Genomic DNA, 18,235 nt, shown 5'->3' on the forward strand with positions numbered 1-18,235 from the left:
AGCAGCGGAAGAAGGTTGAAGCAGATCGAGATCTTTACGGACGGCGCCTGCAAGGGCAACCCCGGCCCCGGCGGCTGGGGAGCGATCCTGCGCATGGGCCGGCATGAAAAAGAGTTATCGGGTTCCGATCCGCAGACGACCAACAACCGGATGGAAATGACGGCGGTCATCCGCGCCCTCAACGCTCTGACTGAACCCTGTGAAGTTACGGTCTATACGGATAGCCGCTATGTCATCGACGGCATGACCAAATGGATCCAAGGCTGGCAGAAGAAGGGCTGGATCAATGCCAGCAAGCAGCCAGTTCGCAATGCAGACTTGTGGCACGACCTGATCGAGGCTTGCCGCCGCCATGCGATCGCCTGGGAATGGGTGCGGGGCCATAACGGGCACGTCGAGAACGAGCGGGCAGACAAGCTGGCGAGCGATGCTGCCCTTTCGGTAGGCTCCGCCTGAGCGCCGACAGCGCCGAGCCCCTCTGCCATGAACTTCGACTTCGGAACAGTTCGTAGCTCGTTCGCGAGCGAAGTGCGGGCGCTGGTGACGCCCGGCCCGCGAATGGTCGATGAGTTCGCCTGCGTCGCTTCGGTATTGCTCGCTATCGTTTTCGCGCACCTGATCGGAGCGCAAATGGTGGCTTGGGCAGCATTCTCCGCATTCGTCCTCATGAAGGGCGACTGGCGCGAGACGATGCTGCGTGGCGTTCTGCGCATTGTCGGCACGACCGCCGGAGCCGGGCTTGGACTCGCCATCGTGCCCGTCGCCTCGCAATCCCTCCCGCTCGCGATGTTGGCCGCCGCGATTTTCGGCAGCATTGGCCTGTACGGCATGCTTACGGCGCGGCGCGCTTATGCATGGCTGCTCTTTGGCCTGACCTTCGAGATGGTGCTACTCGACAAGCTGGAGCATCCGTGGCTGGACACGTTCGAGTTTGCCCGCACCCGTCTGCTTGAGGTTGTCGCCGGCACGGTCGCGTGCGTCGTCGTCAGCGTGACCGTTGCCTTGCTGAGCCGAAGAAACAACGCAGCCAACCCGCTCCAGACGGCGCCGAGAATGCACTGGCATCCGGGAGCGGCGCGGCATGTCGCGCAGGCGGCGGTTGCGCTCGCTCTCCTGCCGCTGCTTCATCGCTTTGCCGGTATTCCAGAGCTCGCGCAGGCGGGCGTAACAATCCTGGCAGTGATGATCGTTCCCCTTGCCGGCATCAGCGGCGGCGGACTGGTCCCGGTCAGTCGGCGCCTCGTGCACCGGGTGCTTGGCTGCTTGTCGGGGGGCGCTGTCGCCATCCTGATACTCATCGCAGCGCATGGGTCGACTGCGGCACTGGTAGCCGGGACTTGCCTGGGCATCGTCATCGGCCGCCACATCGAAAACGCAGGCGGACGAGCTTCCTACATCGGCCTGCAATTCACTTTGGCGGTGCTTATCGTCCTGGTGCCCGACAGCTATGCCGATGTCGAGATCGGGCCCGGCCTCCAGCGCCTGGTCAGCATACTGGTCGGCATGGCCGTACTCCAGCCTGTGCTCTACGCTTGGCACGCATTATCGCGGCGCGAAGCCGGTGCTAAGGAAGCGCCGCCGTCCGGCTCCACGGAGTAGCGCTAGAAGCGGGAGGGCAGGTATGGTCCGGCATCTATGCCGCCATTCGCGTGACCGAGAAGCAGCGACGCACCCAAGGTTGCGGCAGCGGGTGCAGTCTGAATGCCAAACCCGCCCTGTCCCGCAAACCAGAAAAAGCCGGGCACCTGCGCATCGAAGCCATAGACGGGCAGCCGATCCGGCGCGAAGCTGCGCAACCCCGCCCAGCGATGCTCTACCTGATCCACGCGCCAGTCCACCACCTGCTCAAGACGTGAGATAGCAACAGCAACGTCGATCTCTTCGGGAGCCGCGTCGCACGGGATGCTAGGCGTTTCATCGTGCGGGCTAAGCCAAAGGCGGCCCGTCTCCGGCTTGAAATAGAACTGACCCGCGACATCGAGCACGAGCGGCAGATCGGCACGCAGATTGGGCGTAACCCGCAGCTGAGCAATTGTTCGCCGCAGAGGTGCGATTCCTTTCGGGGACGCTCCCGCAAGCTGCGCAACCGGATCCGCCCAGGCACCTGCAGCGTTGACGAGCACGGCACAACGCACCTCGCGCCCGTCGGCGAGTTCAAGCAGCCATTCCCCCCCCGTACGTTCCGCGCGGATCAGAGCAGCCCTGCTCCACAACTGCGCGCGGCCTGCCCGCAGCAGAGCGAGATAGTGTTGGTGGAGACCCGCAACGTCGATGTCGCAGCAGCTTGGCTCAAGCACTCCGTGCGTCCAGGCCGAGCGTAAGCCGCCGATCCGCTCCTCCAGCTCAGCCCGGCCAACGAGGTGGAGTTCAATGCCGAGCGCGGAGTAGGCTCGGGCGAACGCCGCAATCTCTCGTGCCTGATCGCTGGTGCCAATCGTGAGGGCCTGACGTGGCGAGAGGAAGCCGAGAGCTTGCAGTGCAGGCCCTGATGCGCTGGTCAGTGGGTGTACCCCGGGGCCGCCATAGCTTTCTGTCCAGAACGCAGCGGAACGCCCCGTCGTGTGATAGCCGGGACGTTCCTCCGCCTCGAGCACAAGCACATCTGCGTGCTGCGCCAGTTCCGCACCAAGCGAGGCGCCGGCCATGCCCGCACCAACTATGACAATGTCGAACACTGCTTCACTCATCGCCTGTCCGAGGCACGACACGCTCCAGAAAATCGCGGATGGCTTGAAGCGCCCGGTCGCGCACCTCCGTGGCTTCGCGCAGAATCTCATGCCGCGCCTCCGGACCGAAAGCCAGCAGTTCGGCGCGAGGCAACCGCGCTGCAGCGCGGCGGATCGCGGCCCAGGAGACCAGGCTGTCCGCCGTTGCCCCCAAGATCAGCACGGGTGTACTGAGGGCTTCCAGAACACCCCGCCGTTCCAGCCGGCGGATCGAAGCGATGGCCGCCACGACCCAGCCCCAGCTGGGCGGCCCCATCAGCAGACCAGGGCGCTGCTCGTACCACCAGGTCTCATCTGCATACCGTGCCTCGTCGTGAGTCAGCAGCTTCATTCGTGCGCTGGCGAGCGACAACGGCAACTCGCGCGCCTTCCATGCGGGCCGCCGCCGGTCTCCCAACTTTGCCACCAACCTGGCGGCGCCATGCAAGATCCAGCTCGGCACCCATCCAGGGTTCAGGCCAAGCATCGGGGCCACCAGAACGAGAGCGTCCGGCCTGATCCTGCCCTCTGCCACTGCGCGCAGCGCGTTGTGACCGCCCATCGAATGCCCGACCAGGATGCAAGGACCGGTGACGCTCTCGCGCCAGGCAGCCCAGAACGCGGCCAGATCTGCGATCCAGTTCTCGAAATCGTCGATGTGGCCGGTCACGTCATCGGCGCCGAGCCGACCTGACATGCCCTGCCCCCGCCAGTCGATCGACGTGACATGCCAGCCTTCCGCATGCCACTCGCTCAGCGCCTCAAGGTACTTTTCGTAGCAGTCACCCCTGCCCGGGGCGAAGAGTAGAGCACCGCGGGCAACATCCGGCTGCGCCCAGTCGATGCGGCGGATCAGCTGCCCGTCCGGCGCGCGCCAGAGCTCCTCGCGGGCATGCGCGGGAATGGTCCGGCCTTTGTGCATGGGTGGCTGCGTGGCCTCGTTCATGGGGCGCAGCAACGCCCTGTTGGCTTGGTTACCGTTCGGTAAGTCATGATCGCTAAAGCGGGACCCCGATGTGGGGAACCCTTCCGTGATGCTGAGCGGCCTGATTTCGTACGCACTGCTGGCTGCCTTGGCAACCGCGCTGCTCATCGCGGCGGCGACGGATCTGCGTCGGCGGGAGATCGACAACTGGCTGAACTTGGCCATTGCGCTTGCTGCGCCACTGTACTGGCTCTCTGCGGGCATGGACTGGGTTGCGGTGTTGTTCCAGATCGGTCTGGCAGGGTTGACCTTTGTGATAGCCTGCACTCTGTTTGCCTTGCGGCAGATGGGCGGAGGCGACGTCAAGCTGTTGAGCGCCCTGGCGCTCTGGTTCGTTCCGGGCAGCTTCTTGCAAGTCATCGTCATCATGGGCGTGATCGGGGGTGCTGCCTCCATCGCAATGGCCGTCTTCAATATGCAGCGGATACCAGGCGAAAGCGTGCGCAACGCGCTATCGACTTTGTGTGCCGCGCTTTGGGTGCTGGGTGCCTGCGCGCTCATTTATCCTGCCGCAACGGGTCGCCCGCTCGTCAACGCCGACGATCTGCTGCCCGTTGCCGAGGCCCTTCCTGCGGGCTGGCCTCTACTTGTGGCCGCCTCGGCAGTGCTGGCGATCTTCCTTGCCGGCATGATGCACATCTTTCGCCGGCAACGCGGTGCAATCGCCATTCCATATGGCGTGGCCATTTCCGCAGCGGGTCTTTGGGTCCTGGCCCGCAGCACCATTCCGCTGCCGCTCACGGACCTGATGCGCGGCTAAAAATCTCAGTGAACCTGATCTTTACCAATTTGGCCCATCTTGTTCGCACCAAGTCGGGGTTCTGTAGGGGGCTGGAAAGCCATGGATAAGAAGAAGCTGCTACTATTGGTGGCAGCACTGCTCATTGCGGTTACCACTGCATTCGCCGCGCGTTCGGTGCTTTCGGGCGGCAACGCGGCTCCAGTGGCGCAGGCTGTGCCCGTCGCGCATATTGGCCCCAGAGTGCTTGTTGCCCAACGCGCCCTGCCGACCGGCACAATCATCACCGCCGATTCGGTGTCGTTCCAAGACTGGCCCAAAGAGCTGGTGAAGGACGCCTACTTCATCGACGGTGAGGCTGACATCAGCAAGCTGCTGGGTACGGTCGTTCGCCTTCCGGCGACGGCTGGGCAGCCCCTGACCCAAGGCGCACTCGTCGCCCCCGGCGACCGCGGCTTCCTGGCCGCGGCACTCGGCCCCGGCATGCGGGCCATGACGATTCCCGTATCCGACAAGACAGGTGTCGGTGGTTTCGTATTCCCGGGCGACAGAGTTGACCTCGTCCTCACCCAGAGCGTGCAGAACGAAGGCGACCAGGAACTCAAGACATCCGAGACGATCCTGCGCAACTTGCGCGTGCTGGCAACGGATCAGTCGACCGAGAAGGCAGTGGAAGAAGGCAAGAGCGTCGTTCGGACCTTCCGCACCGTTACCCTCGAGGTCACACCGCGCATCGCCGAGAAGGTTTCGGTGGCAGAGACGATTGGCGAGCTCAGCCTGATCCTGCGCCCGTTGGCCGACAACAAAGCCGAGTTCGAACGCGTACTGGCAAACGGCGAAGTGAAAGTCCCCGAAGGCGCGAGCCGCGAGCAGGAGGAGCAGCTCATGCGACAGGCGGCGAACCAGCCGCAGGAGGGCGGCAGCAGCTACGTGACCGGCGGCGATGTCTCCCGCTTCCAGCCCTCGCGCTACGTGCCGCGCTCCACCGCGTCTGCAAACCAGGGCACCCAGCACTTTCCTCCCGAAATCAGCGCACCGGCTGCCGCGGTGCCGACCGGACCTGTCGTCCGCGTCAGTCGTGGCAAGACCACCACCGCAGAGCCTGCGGGCAAGAATTGATGCGCCAGTTCACAACCTTGCGTCCCGACCCAACGAAGGGGACTTCCATGACTTTCCGTTACACCCGGACGGCGCTGCTCGCCGCCTGTGCGGTGACACCCGCAGCATTGCTTCTTGCGGCACCTAGCCAGGCACAGTCGGTTACCCGGCCCGCACAGGACATCACTCTTTCGATCGGCTCCGGCCAGCTGGTGAACACGCCAGGCACGATGACCGACGTCTTCGTCTCGAACGAAGCGGTGGCCGATGTGCAGATCAAATCACAGCGCCAGTTCTACGTGTTCGGCAAAGGCGGCGGTGTCACGACCGTCTACGCCAGCAACGCGAAGGGCGACGTCATCTGGTCGGCCAACGTGCGAGTCGGTTCAAATCTCGACAGCGTCGACTCCATGCTGCGCCTTGCGATGCCTGAGGCGCAGATTGGTGTCTCCACGATGGGCTCCAACACCTTCCTGCTCACCGGCACGGTAAAATCCCCCGAAGACGCTGCGGAAGCCGAACGGCTGGTTCAGGCTTACGTGGGCGAAGAGGCCAATGTGATCAGCCGATTGCGGACCGCCACCCCCCTTCAGGTAAATCTGCAGGTGCGCTTTGCGGAGGTGAGCCGGTCGCTGGTGAAGCAGCTCAACTCAAACATCACCACGATCGACGGAACCGGCGGCTTCAAGTTCGGTCTTGGCCAGGGTCGCGCGCCGGGCGAAACTATCACAACCGACCCAAACCTTCCGCTCGGCGTTGGTGGGAACGTGCAAGGCTTCACGATCGATCAAACCGCGATCAGATTCCTTCCCGGAGGCGGCATCGATCCTACGTCGATCCGGTACGTTGCAAGGCCCGGCACGAATGTCGCGCGCGTTGAAGGGACCAGCACCATCGCCGGCATGGGGCGCCTGCTCGGCCTCAATATCCTCGGCGCCCTCGATGCAGGCGAGACGGTGGGACTGGTTACAACTCTCGCACAGCCGAACCTCACTGCACTGTCAGGTGAAACGGCCGACTTCCTGGCGGGTGGTGAGTATCCAATCCCCATCGCGCAGGGGCTCGGTGCCACAGCTATCGAGTTCAAGAAGTACGGCGTCAGCCTCAGCTATACTCCCACGGTCCTCTCTAACGGGCGCATTTCGCTGCGTGTGCGGCCTGAGGTGTCGGAGCTGACGAGCCAGGGCTCGATCAACTTCAACAACTACAACGTACCGGGTCTCACCGTGCGCCGCACGGAGACGACTGTCGAATTGGGCTCCGGCCAGAGCTTCATGATTGCCGGCCTGCTCAGCAACAACTCGCAGAACACGATTCAGAAGCTGCCGGGCGCGGGAGACATCCCCATCCTGGGTTCGCTGTTCCGGTCCACGAGCTATCGTCGTGGCGAGACCGAACTGGTGATCGTTGTGACGCCATACCTGGTGAACCCGATGAACGCGAACGAGGTCGTGCTGCCCACAGACGGCTTCCGGGCTCCGGACGATCTGCAGCGAATCCTTGGCAACATGGAGACGGACCTCCGATCCGGACCGGCCCGCCCCGCTCCGCGTGCCGCATCCGATGGAGTAGCTGCGCCCGGTCTGAATGCGGACGTGCCCGTAAGCTCCGCCCAGCCGGGCAAATCCGGCAAGCGGTCATCCAATGCGAACGCCGCAGCGCCCGGCTTTGCCACCAAGTTTTGAGGAAGACGACGATGAAGCACGCTATCCTCAATCGCGCACCGCAGGCCGGTGTGCTTGCACTGGCTCTCATGCTCGGCTCGACGCTTGCTGGCTGTGCAGGCGTTCCCACGAACCGGTCCATGAACTCCATTCACCAGCCGGTGGTGGAGAAAGTGAACTACACTCTCGACATTGCGACCGGCAGCGGCGGTCTTTCGTATCCCGAGCAGCAACGCCTCTCCGGCTGGTTCGAAGGTCTGGGACTGCGCTATGGAGACCGCATCTCCATCCTCGATGCCACACAGAGCACTGCCACACGCAGCGCTATCGGCAAGATAGCCTCGCAGTACGGCATGGCCGTTGGTGACAACGTGCCCGCAACCGCCGGATACGTGGAGCCGGGTGTGACCCGCGTTGTCCTCACCCGCACCAAGGCTGTCGTCCACGGCTGCCCGGACTGGTCTGCTCATTCCGACGCGAACCCGCAGAACGGACTTTCCACAAACTACGGCTGTGCGGTGAACAGCAACATGGCGGCGATGGTGGCCAATCCCGAGCATTTGCTCAGGGGCGATGACTCCACCGGCGACACCGCGATCATGAGTTCCAACAAGGCGATCAGCACCTATCGCAAGAAGGAACCGACCGGCGCCGCTGCACTCAAGCAGACCGGCACGCAGGAGAACTAAGCCATGAACGCACCCTGGAAAGCCGGCAGCCTTGGCACGCGCGACCCGTTCGCGGCGTACATTTGCGACGATGCCTCGCTGGACGTCCTCCGCCCCATCGCGATGGAACTGGGCTGGCAGCCCGAGAAGTGCAACAAGGGCGGCCTGCGCAACGCGGTGCAGTCGCTCTCGATCTCGGCCAGCCCGAATATTCTCCTGGTCGACTTGTCCGAGAGCGGCGACCCGCTGAACGACATCAACTCGCTGGCGGAGGTCTGCGAACCGGGAACCGTCGTCGTCGCTGTGGGCCAGGTCAATGACGTGCGCCTCTACCGAGACCTGATCGCAAGCGGCATTCACGACTACCTTCTGAAGCCCCTTTCTCCTGCCGTGCTGCGCGATGCACTCTCGCAGGCGCAGACTGCCTTCGCCGCGCCCAAGCAGGCGGACGCGAGTGCGAGCGCTCGTCACGTATCCACTGCCGTGATCGGCACGCGTGGCGGTGTTGGCGCCTCGACCATTGCAACGTCTCTGGCATGGCTTTTCGGTACCGAGGAAAAGCGCTCGACGGCCTTGCTCGATCTCGACATCCACTTCGGCACCGGGGCGCTCAGCCTTGATCTGGAGCCAGGCCGCGGTCTGACGGACGCGCTCGACAACCCCAGCCGCATCGATGGCTTGTTCATCGAACGAGCGATGATCCGCGCCAATGACAACCTCGCGATCCTGTCTGCCGAGGCGCCGATCAACCTGCCTCTGCTGACCGATGGTGGCGCCTTCCTCCAACTGGAAGAGGAGTTCCGCCAGGCATTTGAGATGACGGTCATAGACCTGCCTCGCAACATGCTGGTGAATTTCCCGCAGCTGCTCGCCGACGTGAACGTGATCGTCCTCGTGGCGGAGATGACGCTGGCCTCAGCGCGCGATACGATCCGCCTGCTTTCATGGCTGAGGGTCAATGCCTCTCACGCTCAGGTCATCGTCGCCGCAAACAAGGTCCAGCCCAACTTTGCGGAGATCAGCAAGGCGGACTTCGAAGCTTCGATCGAGCGCAAGATCGACCTGTCCGTTCCCTATGACATCAAGGCTGCGAGCCAGGCCGCCAAGTTGGGCCAGACCTTTGCCGAGGCCAACCGGGCAGGCAAGCCAGGTGCAGTTCTGCGCGACCTGGCGCAACTCGTCGTGGGGACCAGCGACGGCGAGGACGGCGAGCAGACAGGCAAGGCCAAGAAGCCGCTGCTTGGCAAGTTCGATTTCATGTCCTTGCTGACGAACAAGGACAAGGCGCCAGCAAAACCCAAGGCAAAGCCGGGCCGCTGAGCTTCGTTCGCCCTTTGCTGCCGAGCAGATCACTCCGAAAAGGCTAGTCCGGGCCATGAACCTGATCCAGATCCTGATAATCGCAGCAGGGCTGACCGCTGCCGTCGGAGCGGTGTGGGTGGCTTTTGCCGGACCGTCCCCCGCAAAGGAGTCGGCTCGGCGGCTGAACCAGGTTCGCTATCGCCACTCCGAGAGCGCGGTGGCGAAAGTGGAAGCGCAGATGCGCAAGGCCGTCGCCGCTCGGCGCCCGAAGGTTCACCAGATCGCAGGCTCGACCTCGCGTATCGAGGCGCTGGAACTGAGGCTGCATCGCACGGGAAAGAACTGGACTCTCAAGAACTATCTTCTGGCTTCCTTCGGCATCTTTGCCACCGTGGCTGCCTTTGTCCTCCTAAAATCCGGCGCTCCGATGCTGGCTCTCCTGATCGGTGTCGTGGCTGGTGCCGGCATTCCCCACATCGCCGTGAACATTCTCATCAAACGGCGCACCAACGAGTTCATCGTCAAGTTCGCAGATGCGATTGACTTGCTCGTGCGCGGTCTGCGTTCCGGCCTGCCCGTGACGGAAACGCTTGCGGTCGTGGCCAATGAGATTCCCGGCCCTGTCGGGCAGGAATTCAAGCTCATCACGGAACGCATCAAGATCGGCAAGACCATGGAGGATGCGCTCCAGGATACTGCAGACCGTCTGAACCTGCCCGAATTCAGCTTCTTCTGCATCACCCTTGCCATCCAGCGCGAGACCGGCGGCAACCTTGCGGAGACGCTTGCAAACCTGTCCGACGTGCTCCGCAAACGGGCGCAGATGAAGCTCAAGATCAGAGCGATGAGTTCGGAGTCAAAGGCTTCCGCCTACATCGTGGGCTCTCTGCCCTTCATCGTCTTCGGACTGATCTACTGGGTGAACTCCGGCTATATCGGCAAGTTCTTCGAAGATGAGCGCCTCATCGTCGCGGGGCTGGGAGGCATGGTCTGGATGAGCATCGGCGCCTTCATCATGGCCAAGATGGTCAGTTTCGAGATCTGAGGACGCGGCATCATGTTAAACGAATCCGCAAGTCCAACTCTGCTTGGCTTCGATGTCATCTTCGTCGGCACCGTGCTGATCGCAATGGCCGCGGCCTCTGTGGTCCTGGCGATCTATGCCGCCGTCACCGTGCGGGATCCCATGGCAAAGCGCGTCAAGGCGCTGAATGCCCGGCGCGAGGAACTCAAGGCGGGCATCGCCGTCACGCCGCGGAAACGCCAAAGCCTCGTCCGGCGCAACCAGGCGACGGACAAGCTCACGCAGCTCATGGCCTCGTTCCAGATGCTTCAAGACAGCCAAGTAAAAGCTGTCCAGCAGAAGCTGGCGCAGGCTGGCATTCGCAGGAAGGAGTACGCGGTTGCGGTCATCTTTGCCCGCCTCGTGCTCCCCATCGTACTCGGCGGGACAGTGGGCGCGCTGGCGTATTGGGTCGAATACTGGCCTGACTGGAGCAGCATGAAGCGCTTCTTCGCCTTCGCGGCGGCAGTCGGACTGGGGTACAAGGGACCCGACATCTTCCTGCAAAACATGGTCACCAAGCGCACCGACGCCGTCCGGAAGGGGCTGCCCGACGCACTCGACCTGCTGGTCATCTGTGCCGAGGCTGGCCTGACAGTGGACGCCGCATTCGAGCGCGTTGCCCGCGAACTCGGGCGTGCATACCCCGAACTCGGCGATGAGTTCTCCCTGACATCGATCGAACTGGCGTTTCTGACAGACCGGCGCTCCGCTTTTGAGAACCTGGCCTACCGGGTGGCACTCGACTCAGTTCGAGGTGTCGTCACCACCATGATCCAGACCGAGCGCTACGGCACTCCGCTGGCTTCTGCCCTTCGCGTTCTTTCCGCCGAGTTCCGCAACGAACGCATGATGCGCGCCGAAGAAAAGGCGGCACGCCTGCCAGCGATCATGACCGTGCCACTGATCCTCTTCATCCTGCCGGTGTTGTTTATCGTGATCCTCGGCCCGGCGGCATGTTCGATAGCCGATGCCTTCTCGAGCGGCCCAGCGGCGAACTGAGCGAGGTGAGGTCCTGCGCCGCTCAAACGCGGCAATGAGAAAACCCGGAGCGGTTCCGCTCGAAGTGAAAGCGCTCTAGTGTCGCTCACCAAACAAGCGGCCCGCTACGGCGTCGAGCTGAGCCATGAGTGCAGGGTCCCGCGCCGACGGTGCAGTGATAATCGCGCCATCCAGAGCGCAGTCTATGGGACTGGCCTCACGAGTGGCGGGCAGCATCGCAGCCAGCCTTTGCACCGCATCGCGGGCGAGCCCCACATTTGCATGCATGACCTCCAGGACGTGGTCAGCTTCCACCCCCTGCTCGCCTTCGCGCCAGCAGTCGTAATCCGTGACCATGGCCAACATCGCGTAAGGGAGCTCCGCCTCCCGGGCGAGACGAGCCTCGGGCATGCCCGTCATTCCAATCACATCGCAATCCCACGTGCGGTAGAGACGACTTTCGGCACGCGTCGAGAACTGGGGCCCTTCGATTGCGACATAGCAGCCGCTCTCATGCACCCGCGCGCCCGCCTCAACGGCTGCCTTGGCTGCCAGTTGCGAAAGCCTGGAACAGACGGGATCGGCAAGGCTGACGTGAGCCACCAAGCCTTGCCCGAAGAAGCTTCCCACGCGACCACTCGTGCGATCGATGAACTGGTCTACGGCGACGAACTCACCTGGTGCCAATCCCTCACGCAAGGATCCCACTGCTGAAAGTGCCAGAACATCGGTCACGCCGCAGCGCTTGAGAACGTCGATGTTAGCGCGATAGTTGACGTGCGAGGGAGAAATGGCGTGCCCTGCGCCGTGGCGTGCAAGGAATGTGAACCGCACGCCGCCCACCCGGCCTGTGATGATCGGACCAGACGGTGAGCCGAAAGGGCTCGACACCGCGATCTCCTGCGCCTCGTCCAGAGCAATCCCGCCGGCCAGACCAGAGCCGCCGATGATGCCGATGTGCCAGTGTTGCGGTTGATCAGCGCGCAAGAATACCTGCCATGATGATGTCGATCGTGTGCTCGCGATAGCGGTCTCGCAGTTCCTCAGTCAGCGTATCCTGATTGAAGCAATACTTCATGACCAGCCGCGTCGAGAAAAACCGGTCCACCGCGCCCGTGACGGTGAAATAGAAGAGCTGGGGATCGATAGACCGGAATACACCGGCTCGAACACCTTCACCGATCAGCTCTTCATACGCCCGGTAGATCGGTGAGAGATAACAGTCTGCAATACGCCGCGCTTCGGTGTCATCACTCTCGCGCACCATGCGCATGGTCAGACGATTCAGGTACGGTACTGCGTAGAACGTATCGATCACCTTGGAGATATGGCGGCGCAGCTTCGCCTCTGGATCCATGTCATCCTTGGCGACGAGCGCGTCCACACTGCGAACGATAGCCTGCCAGTCCCGATCGAGCAGCGCGTTCAGCAGGCCTGCCTTATTGCCGAAGTAGTACTTCACCAGCGCCGAGTTCAGCCCGGAACGCAGCGACAGTTCTGACAGCGATATGTCGACGATGTCGCCATCCCGCATGATAGCGCTGGCGGTGTCGAGCAAGTGCTCCCGCGCCCCTGGTGGGACGGCGAGTGCGACATCCTCGACACCTCGGCCCTTCATGGTCGGCTCTTTACCCGATTACTTCGGCCCCAACCGGATTGCACCGTCGAGACGAACGGACTCACCATTGAGGTAATCGTGTTCAAGCATGAACAGCGCCAGCTTGGCGTATTCCTCTGCTTTGCCCAAGCGCTTGGGGAACGGCACCATCGCCGCCAGCGCATCCTGCACCTGCTGGGGCATGCCCGCCATCATCGGCGTTTCAAAGATTCCCGGCAGGATCGTGTTCACGCGAACGCCGTCGTTCATCAGATCGCGCGCAACCGGAAGCGTCATCGCCACCACGCCGCCTTTGGAGGCCGCGTAAGCCGCCTGCCCGATCTGCCCATCCTGAGCCGCAACGGATGCAGTGTTGACGATCGCGCCGCGAGAGCCAGCCTCGTCCACAGGATCGAGCGTCACCATGCCGGCCGCTGACTTCGCGATACAGCGGAACGTCCCGACGAGGTTAATCGCGATCGCCTTCTCAAACAGACCAAGGTCATGCGACTTGGGCTGTCCCGTCTCACGGTTCTTCCCAACCGTCTTTGCGGCCGGAGCAATACCCGCGCAATTGACCAGCACCCGCTCTTGACCGTGAGCCGCGCGCGCCTTCGCGAAACCGGCATCCACGCTGGCATCGTCGGTCACGTTCACTTCGCAGAACACGCCGCCGATTTCCGAGGCCAGCGCTTCACCGGCTTCTGCGTTGAGGTCGAAGATGGCGACCTTCACACCCTTTGCCGCAAGCGCGCGCGCAGTCGCGGCGCCGAGCCCTGATGCGGCGCCAGTCACGACAGCGGCGACGTTCTTGTCGAGTATCATTCCAGTTCTTCCCTTCCCTGCAGGCTGCTGATCTAGAAACGGCGGCTACATTTAACCGCTCGGTTAAGCCCGGGGGCAGAGCCGGTCAACGACAAAGCATTGTCACTCGACGCGCTTCACGCGCACTGCCCGCGCTGCTCCAATTTTCGCGATATAACTGCCAAGCGCAGCCCGCCGAATGGTTAGCGTCTTTCCCGCGCGCGGGTCAGGACCACGAAAAGCTTCCGTGGTGCTCCACTTGGCGCCGTTCTCCAGAGTTATCTCCCACTTGCCATACCCGATGCTGCGAACCGAGGCGATGGTCGCTTCGATCTGATCGAATCCGTCCTCCTCCCCCGGACCTTGCTCCTTGGCGCCACGCTCTAGGAAAGGCAGCCGAGGAAGCGAGAAGCCGAAGAGGCTCTTCCGGGTTTCCTTCACGGCACCCTTGTCCAAAATGACAACTTCGCCGTTCCCTATTGCTTGTTCCAAGATCCGCACCTGGCCATCGAAGCAGGCAAGCCGCTTCTGTTCATCGGACTCTGCGCGACACTGCAGCAGATTAGCCACGCTCGGCGGCAGTGTTAGTTGACCGGGCTCTGCAGCCGCAGGGAGAGCCACGCAGAACAAGGGAATTATGAGAAAAGAGTAACTTCGCGTCATAAAGGCAGCCTTCTGGTAATTCGAATTTTACCTGCTGCTGCTTTGATGCCGCAATCAGCGCATCTGCGCTAGCCGGTTCCCCAATCGGAGGAAGCCGCATGATGTTGCGCTTTTGCTACAGCTTAAATGGAAAAGCGCCACAGTGGCTCTCCGGCTGCTTTACAGCAGCGCCCCCCCCGCGCAACCTCCCGCCATCCGAGAGAGGGGCTCTGTTCATGAACAGGTTTTCTCCAGAGGGCAAAGCTCGTGGCAGGTAATCTGCCCAGCTCCAGAGCAAGGGAACTGGAAACGTGACTACATTCTCCAACAAGGCACTACTACGTGCCAGCGTTGCACCAGCTATGCTGGCAGCTACGCTGATGTCCGGCGCAGCTTTTGCGCAGGACGCATCGACAGGCGAAGCAGGCGACGTGATCGTCGTCACTGGCTCGCGTCTGGCGCGCCCCGAGCTGGTTGCGACCAGCCCTCTGTCGGTTGTGAGCGAGCAGGAAATTCAGCTCCAGGCTGGATCGGCCAACATCGAGAACGTCCTCAACGACTTCCCGCAGATCACGGCAACTCAGTCCTCCACCTCTAACAATCCTGGCGGTGGCGTCGCGACGGTTAACCTGCGCTCGCTTGGTTCACAGCGCACGCTGGTATTGGTTGATGGCCGACGCTACATGTCGTTCGACGTCAATCAGACTGTCGACCTTAACACGATCCCCAGCGCTCTGATCGAGCGTGTTGACGTTGTTACCGGCGGCCAATCGGCTGTGTACGGTTCGGATGCGATCGCCGGCGTAGTCAACTTTGTCCTGAAGCGCGATTTCTCGGGTGTTGAGCTCAACAGCAGCTACAACCTGACCGAGCGTGGTGACGGTCAGATCTGGGACATCAATGGTGTAATCGGCTCCAACTTCGATGATGGCCGAGGCAACGTCACTCTCTTTGCGCAATATACCAAGCGTAAGCCCACTTTTGCGGGCGACCGCAGCTTCTCGCGCTTTGCTCTCAGCGATCGTCAGAACGGTACGCCTCCGTTCCTCGGCGGTGGTTCAGGATCGGTCCCGCAGGGTCGAGTGATCATCCCCGGCCTCGGCGCTGCTACCGGCCTGGGCTGCGACAGCCAGGATTTCTCGCCCACCGGATCTACGTCATGCTATGACTCGGTGGCTGACTCGTACAACTTCTCGCCCATCAACTACCTTCAGGTTCCGCAGGAACGCTTCCTCATCTCCGCGATGGGCAGCTACGAGATCAACGAGCACTTCACTCCGTACTTCGAAGCACAGTTCGCGAACAACCGTGTCGACACGCAGCTCGCTCCGACGCCGATCGGACAGGGCACGCCTTTCGGGAACGGCGTGATCGGTCCTCTGCAGATACCGGTGGCATCTCCGTTCCTCGCCCCGGCGACCAGCGCTGCACTGGCCACGCTCGACACGGACGGCGACGGCTTCGTAGCCGCACCGAGCTGGGCCTATCGCACCACCCAGGTCGGGCCGCGTCGCAACTCGGATGAGCGTAACGCCTTCCGTATCGTGACGGGCCTCAAAGGCGATATTGGCGCCGGCTTCTCGTACGACGGCTACTACAGCTACATGCGCACGAAGAATTCTCAGCGTCAGGGAGGTAACATTGCCATCGATCGCTTCGTAGCAGCTGCCGCGGGATGCCCCACCGGTAGCCCGAGCGGATGCGTTCCGGCCAATATCTTTGGACCGGAGCGCCTCAGCCAGGACGCTATCGACTATATCTCGATTGGCGCGACCAACCTTGAGACATACACCACCGAGGTCGCCAGCCTTGCGATCACCAACAACGACATCGTTGACTTCGGCGCTGGCGGCGTGGGCGTAGCTCTCGGTGTCGAATGGCGCCGTGAGGACGGTTCGATCGAGCCTGACCAGTTCCTCGCGTCGGGCAACGTCGCGGGCTTCAACCCCGGCCAGCCCACTGGTGGCAGCTACACGGTCCGCGAATTCTTCGGTGAGGTTCGCGTGCCGCTTCTGCGCGACCAGTTCGTGCACCGCCTGGAACTGAACGGCGCCGCTCGCGCATCGAAGTACTCCAACGCACCTGGCAACGTGTTCACGTGGGCAGCAGGCGCTGAGTTGGCTCCTATTCCGGAACTGACGTTCCGCGGTCAGTACCAGAAGGCGATCCGTGGACCGAGCGTCAACGAGCTGTTCCAAGGCCAGACCGTAAGCTTCGAAGGCAACGCAGAAGGCTGCGACGTTGCGGCTGCAGCTGCGCCGGGCACGCTGCGTGAAATCTGCCTTGCGCAGGGCGTTCCAGCTTCGGTTCTGGACGATCCGGCCGCACGAGCGGCGCTTGGCGATCCAAACCTGGTGAATCCGATCACCTTCACGGGCGGGAACCCCGACCTGTTGGAAGAATCTGCGAAGACGTACACCTTGGGTGCAGTCTTCCAGCCGACATTCCTCCCGGGCTTCAGCGCAACGGTCGATTACTACAACATCAAGATCGACGGTTACATCGCGCCGGTGCCGACCGATACGGTGGGTTCGCTGTGCTTTGACAGCTTCAACGAAGACTACTGCTCGCTCATCACGCGTAACTCGCTGGGTCAGATCGAGAGCTTCGAAGCGTTCAACCTCAACTCGGGTGGTCTGAAGACTTCCGGTATCGACGTCACCGCCAACTACGGCATGGGCTTGGGTCCGGTCCTCGGATCGGAGGACGTTCGTCTGCTCCTGAGCTTCAACGGTTCGCGTCTGCTGAAGTATGACTACACCCCGGTCGTAGGCGTTGATCGCACAATCGAATGCGCCGGTGCCTTCGGTGCACAGTGCGGCGTGCCGCTTCCCAAGTGGCGCCACACGGCGCGCGTCGGCTTCGATTTCACCGGCGTGACCACCTCGGTCCAGTGGCGCTACTTCGGTAAGGTCAACGATGATGACGATGCGACGCTGTACGGCGTTGAGCGTATTGGCGCACAGAACTACATCGACCTGACCTTCTCGGCCGATGTGAACGATAACCTGACCTTCGGTGCAGGCGTATCGAACCTGTTCGACAAGCAGCCGCCTCTCACGGCGAGCGGTCAGAACGGTGGTAACGGTGAGCAGTCGAACACCCTTCCGACCGTCTATGACGTGCTGGGTCGTTCGTACTTCATCAACGCGCGCATGCGCTTCTGATCAAGAGCTGGCCGCTCTCGCGAGCGGCCAGCCGATCCGAAATGCGAGACAAGAGAAAGGGGGAGTCCTCGGACTTTCCCTTCTTTTTTATGAGCGGCTTCTAAACCAGCCTGTAACGGACAGGCGTCCACCATCGGCAAAGGGAGCCACAATGCTCACGCTGTGTGCGCTTGGCACGCGAAAGAGATCCAAACTGTTGAATTGCGGCGCCACGCCGGACACCGAGCTATCCTGCTTGTGGAACAACAGAAGCCCCCCCCCACTCAGGCCGCCACCCCCTCGTTAGCCCAAGAACATAGGCTGCATGGCGGTGCTTGCCGGCTACCGCGTCATCATGTCCCGTCAGGAAGTCTCCACGCTGATACCGCGTGGCCTGTCCGTCTGCAAAATCGATATTTGACGCGCCGATAATCGTTCGGGCAAGTTCTCTGACCGGCTTGCTTGCCATAAAGCGCACAAAAGCCCCGAGCAGATCATCGACCGGGCCCTCGTCAGGAACGCGAATCGCGCGGTACCGGTATTGGAATCCATGCCGTGCCGCCTCGTGGACGGCATTCTCAAGCGCATCGCGTCGTGCCTGATCCATCAAAGCAGCGCTATCGGGCCCAATCTCATAGACGCGCTCGCCCGAATTCAGAATTTCAACCCAATCCGCACGCGCGCTCAGGTGGTCAGCCAAAGCTCCCGCCGAGGAATCACTGAGAAACGGCCACATCCGAACATGGCCCTTGCGAGCGAACGACGCCCGCAAGTTCGCCACGTCTATCGAAGGTGCCAAAGCAAAGCCGCAGTGGCCCTGGCCGCCTTTCGCACCATCGCC

Annotated in this window: 16 protein-coding genes and 1 pseudogene; 10 read left to right on the forward strand and 7 right to left on the reverse strand. The window is 62.3% G+C overall.

Features of this window, described 5'->3' with window-relative positions; translation table 11 throughout:
* The first annotated feature begins 15 nt into the window (after window positions 1-15).
* Complete coding sequence (rnhA, locus tag ABUH87_RS02960) at window positions 16-456, forward strand: ribonuclease HI (RefSeq protein ID WP_367769256.1); 441 nt, start codon at window positions 16-18, stop codon at window positions 454-456.
* A 27-nt stretch (window positions 457-483) separates the two neighbouring features.
* Window positions 484-1,599 (forward strand): FUSC family protein, encoded by a 1,116-nt coding sequence (locus ABUH87_RS02965; RefSeq protein WP_367769260.1) that lies wholly within the window; start codon window positions 484-486, stop codon window positions 1,597-1,599.
* A 2-nt stretch (window positions 1,600-1,601) separates the two neighbouring features.
* Here ABUH87_RS02965 and ABUH87_RS02970 read toward each other — a convergent pair whose 3' ends face one another.
* Both ABUH87_RS02970 and ABUH87_RS02975 read right to left on the reverse strand, forming a co-directional pair.
* Window positions 1,602-2,687 carry an NAD(P)/FAD-dependent oxidoreductase gene (locus tag ABUH87_RS02970; protein ID WP_367769264.1) on the reverse strand — a complete coding sequence of 362 codons (1,086 nt, stop codon included), beginning with the start codon at window positions 2,685-2,687 and terminating at the stop codon, window positions 1,602-1,604.
* Window positions 2,680-3,651 carry an alpha/beta fold hydrolase gene (locus tag ABUH87_RS02975; RefSeq protein WP_367769270.1) on the reverse strand — a complete coding sequence of 324 codons (972 nt, stop codon included), beginning with the start codon at window positions 3,649-3,651 and terminating at the stop codon, window positions 2,680-2,682. Before ABUH87_RS02975 ends, ABUH87_RS02970 begins: the two co-directional genes overlap by 8 nt.
* An 88-nt stretch (window positions 3,652-3,739) precedes the next feature.
* Here ABUH87_RS02975 and ABUH87_RS02980 point away from each other — a divergent pair, with 88 nt between their 5' ends.
* The 7 genes from ABUH87_RS02980 to ABUH87_RS03010 all read left to right on the forward strand — a co-directional run bounded on the left by ABUH87_RS02980 (window position 3,740) and on the right by ABUH87_RS03010 (window position 11,226).
* Entirely contained in the window at window positions 3,740-4,450 is a 711-nt protein-coding gene (locus ABUH87_RS02980; protein ID WP_367770299.1) for an A24 family peptidase, read from the forward strand.
* Window positions 4,451-4,531: 81 nt separating this feature from the next.
* Window positions 4,532-5,548 (forward strand): Flp pilus assembly protein CpaB, encoded by a 1,017-nt coding sequence (cpaB, locus tag ABUH87_RS02985; RefSeq protein WP_367769273.1) that lies wholly within the window; start codon window positions 4,532-4,534, stop codon window positions 5,546-5,548.
* Window positions 5,549-5,595: 47 nt separating this feature from the next.
* Complete coding sequence (locus ABUH87_RS02990) at window positions 5,596-7,212, forward strand: type II and III secretion system protein family protein (RefSeq protein WP_367769276.1); 1,617 nt, start codon at window positions 5,596-5,598, stop codon at window positions 7,210-7,212.
* An 11-nt stretch (window positions 7,213-7,223) separates the two neighbouring features.
* Complete coding sequence (locus ABUH87_RS02995) at window positions 7,224-7,880, forward strand: CpaD family pilus assembly protein (protein WP_367769280.1); 657 nt, start codon at window positions 7,224-7,226, stop codon at window positions 7,878-7,880.
* A gap of 3 nt (window positions 7,881-7,883) precedes the next feature.
* On the forward strand, window positions 7,884-9,179 hold the full coding sequence (locus tag ABUH87_RS03000; RefSeq protein ID WP_367769284.1) for a pilus assembly protein CpaE: 1,296 nt from the start codon (window positions 7,884-7,886) through the stop codon (window positions 9,177-9,179).
* A 55-nt stretch (window positions 9,180-9,234) separates the two neighbouring features.
* Complete coding sequence (locus tag ABUH87_RS03005) at window positions 9,235-10,206, forward strand: type II secretion system F family protein (protein WP_367769287.1); 972 nt, start codon at window positions 9,235-9,237, stop codon at window positions 10,204-10,206.
* Between the two features lie 12 nt (window positions 10,207-10,218).
* A complete protein-coding gene (locus ABUH87_RS03010; protein WP_367769290.1) occupies window positions 10,219-11,226 on the forward strand; it encodes a type II secretion system F family protein in 1,008 nt (335 codons plus the stop codon).
* Between the two features lie 75 nt (window positions 11,227-11,301).
* Here the strand turns inward: ABUH87_RS03010 and mtnP are convergent, their stop codons facing one another.
* From mtnP to ABUH87_RS03030, 4 genes are all read right to left on the reverse strand, one after another.
* On the reverse strand, window positions 11,302-12,192 hold the full coding sequence (mtnP, locus tag ABUH87_RS03015; RefSeq protein ID WP_367769292.1) for an S-methyl-5'-thioadenosine phosphorylase: 891 nt from the start codon (window positions 12,190-12,192) through the stop codon (window positions 11,302-11,304).
* Window positions 12,182-12,823 (reverse strand): TetR family transcriptional regulator, encoded by a 642-nt coding sequence (locus ABUH87_RS03020; RefSeq protein WP_367769295.1) that lies wholly within the window; start codon window positions 12,821-12,823, stop codon window positions 12,182-12,184. Before ABUH87_RS03020 ends, mtnP begins: the two co-directional genes overlap by 11 nt.
* Before the next feature lie 18 nt (window positions 12,824-12,841).
* A complete protein-coding gene (locus ABUH87_RS03025; protein WP_367769298.1) occupies window positions 12,842-13,627 on the reverse strand; it encodes an SDR family oxidoreductase in 786 nt (261 codons plus the stop codon).
* Window positions 13,628-13,729: 102 nt separating this feature from the next.
* On the reverse strand, window positions 13,730-14,098 hold the full coding sequence (locus ABUH87_RS03030) for a hypothetical protein (RefSeq protein ID WP_367769300.1): 369 nt from the start codon (window positions 14,096-14,098) through the stop codon (window positions 13,730-13,732).
* 461 nt (window positions 14,099-14,559) lie between these two features.
* Here ABUH87_RS03030 and ABUH87_RS03035 point away from each other — a divergent pair, with 461 nt between their 5' ends.
* Window positions 14,560-17,415, forward strand: coding sequence for a TonB-dependent receptor domain-containing protein (locus ABUH87_RS03035; RefSeq protein WP_367769303.1), 2,856 nt, complete (start codon window positions 14,560-14,562; stop codon window positions 17,413-17,415).
* Window positions 17,416-17,502: 87 nt separating this feature from the next.
* On the opposite strand, the pseudogene ABUH87_RS03040 reads toward ABUH87_RS03035, so the two are convergent.
* Window positions 17,503-18,130: pseudogene (locus tag ABUH87_RS03040) on the reverse strand (2OG-Fe(II) oxygenase family protein).
* Window positions 18,131-18,235 lie beyond the last annotated feature (105 nt).

Origin of the sequence: Novosphingobium rhizovicinum, assembly GCF_040813635.1 — a bacterium.
Taxonomy (GTDB): Bacteria; Pseudomonadota; Alphaproteobacteria; order Sphingomonadales; family Sphingomonadaceae; genus Novosphingobium; species Novosphingobium rhizovicinum.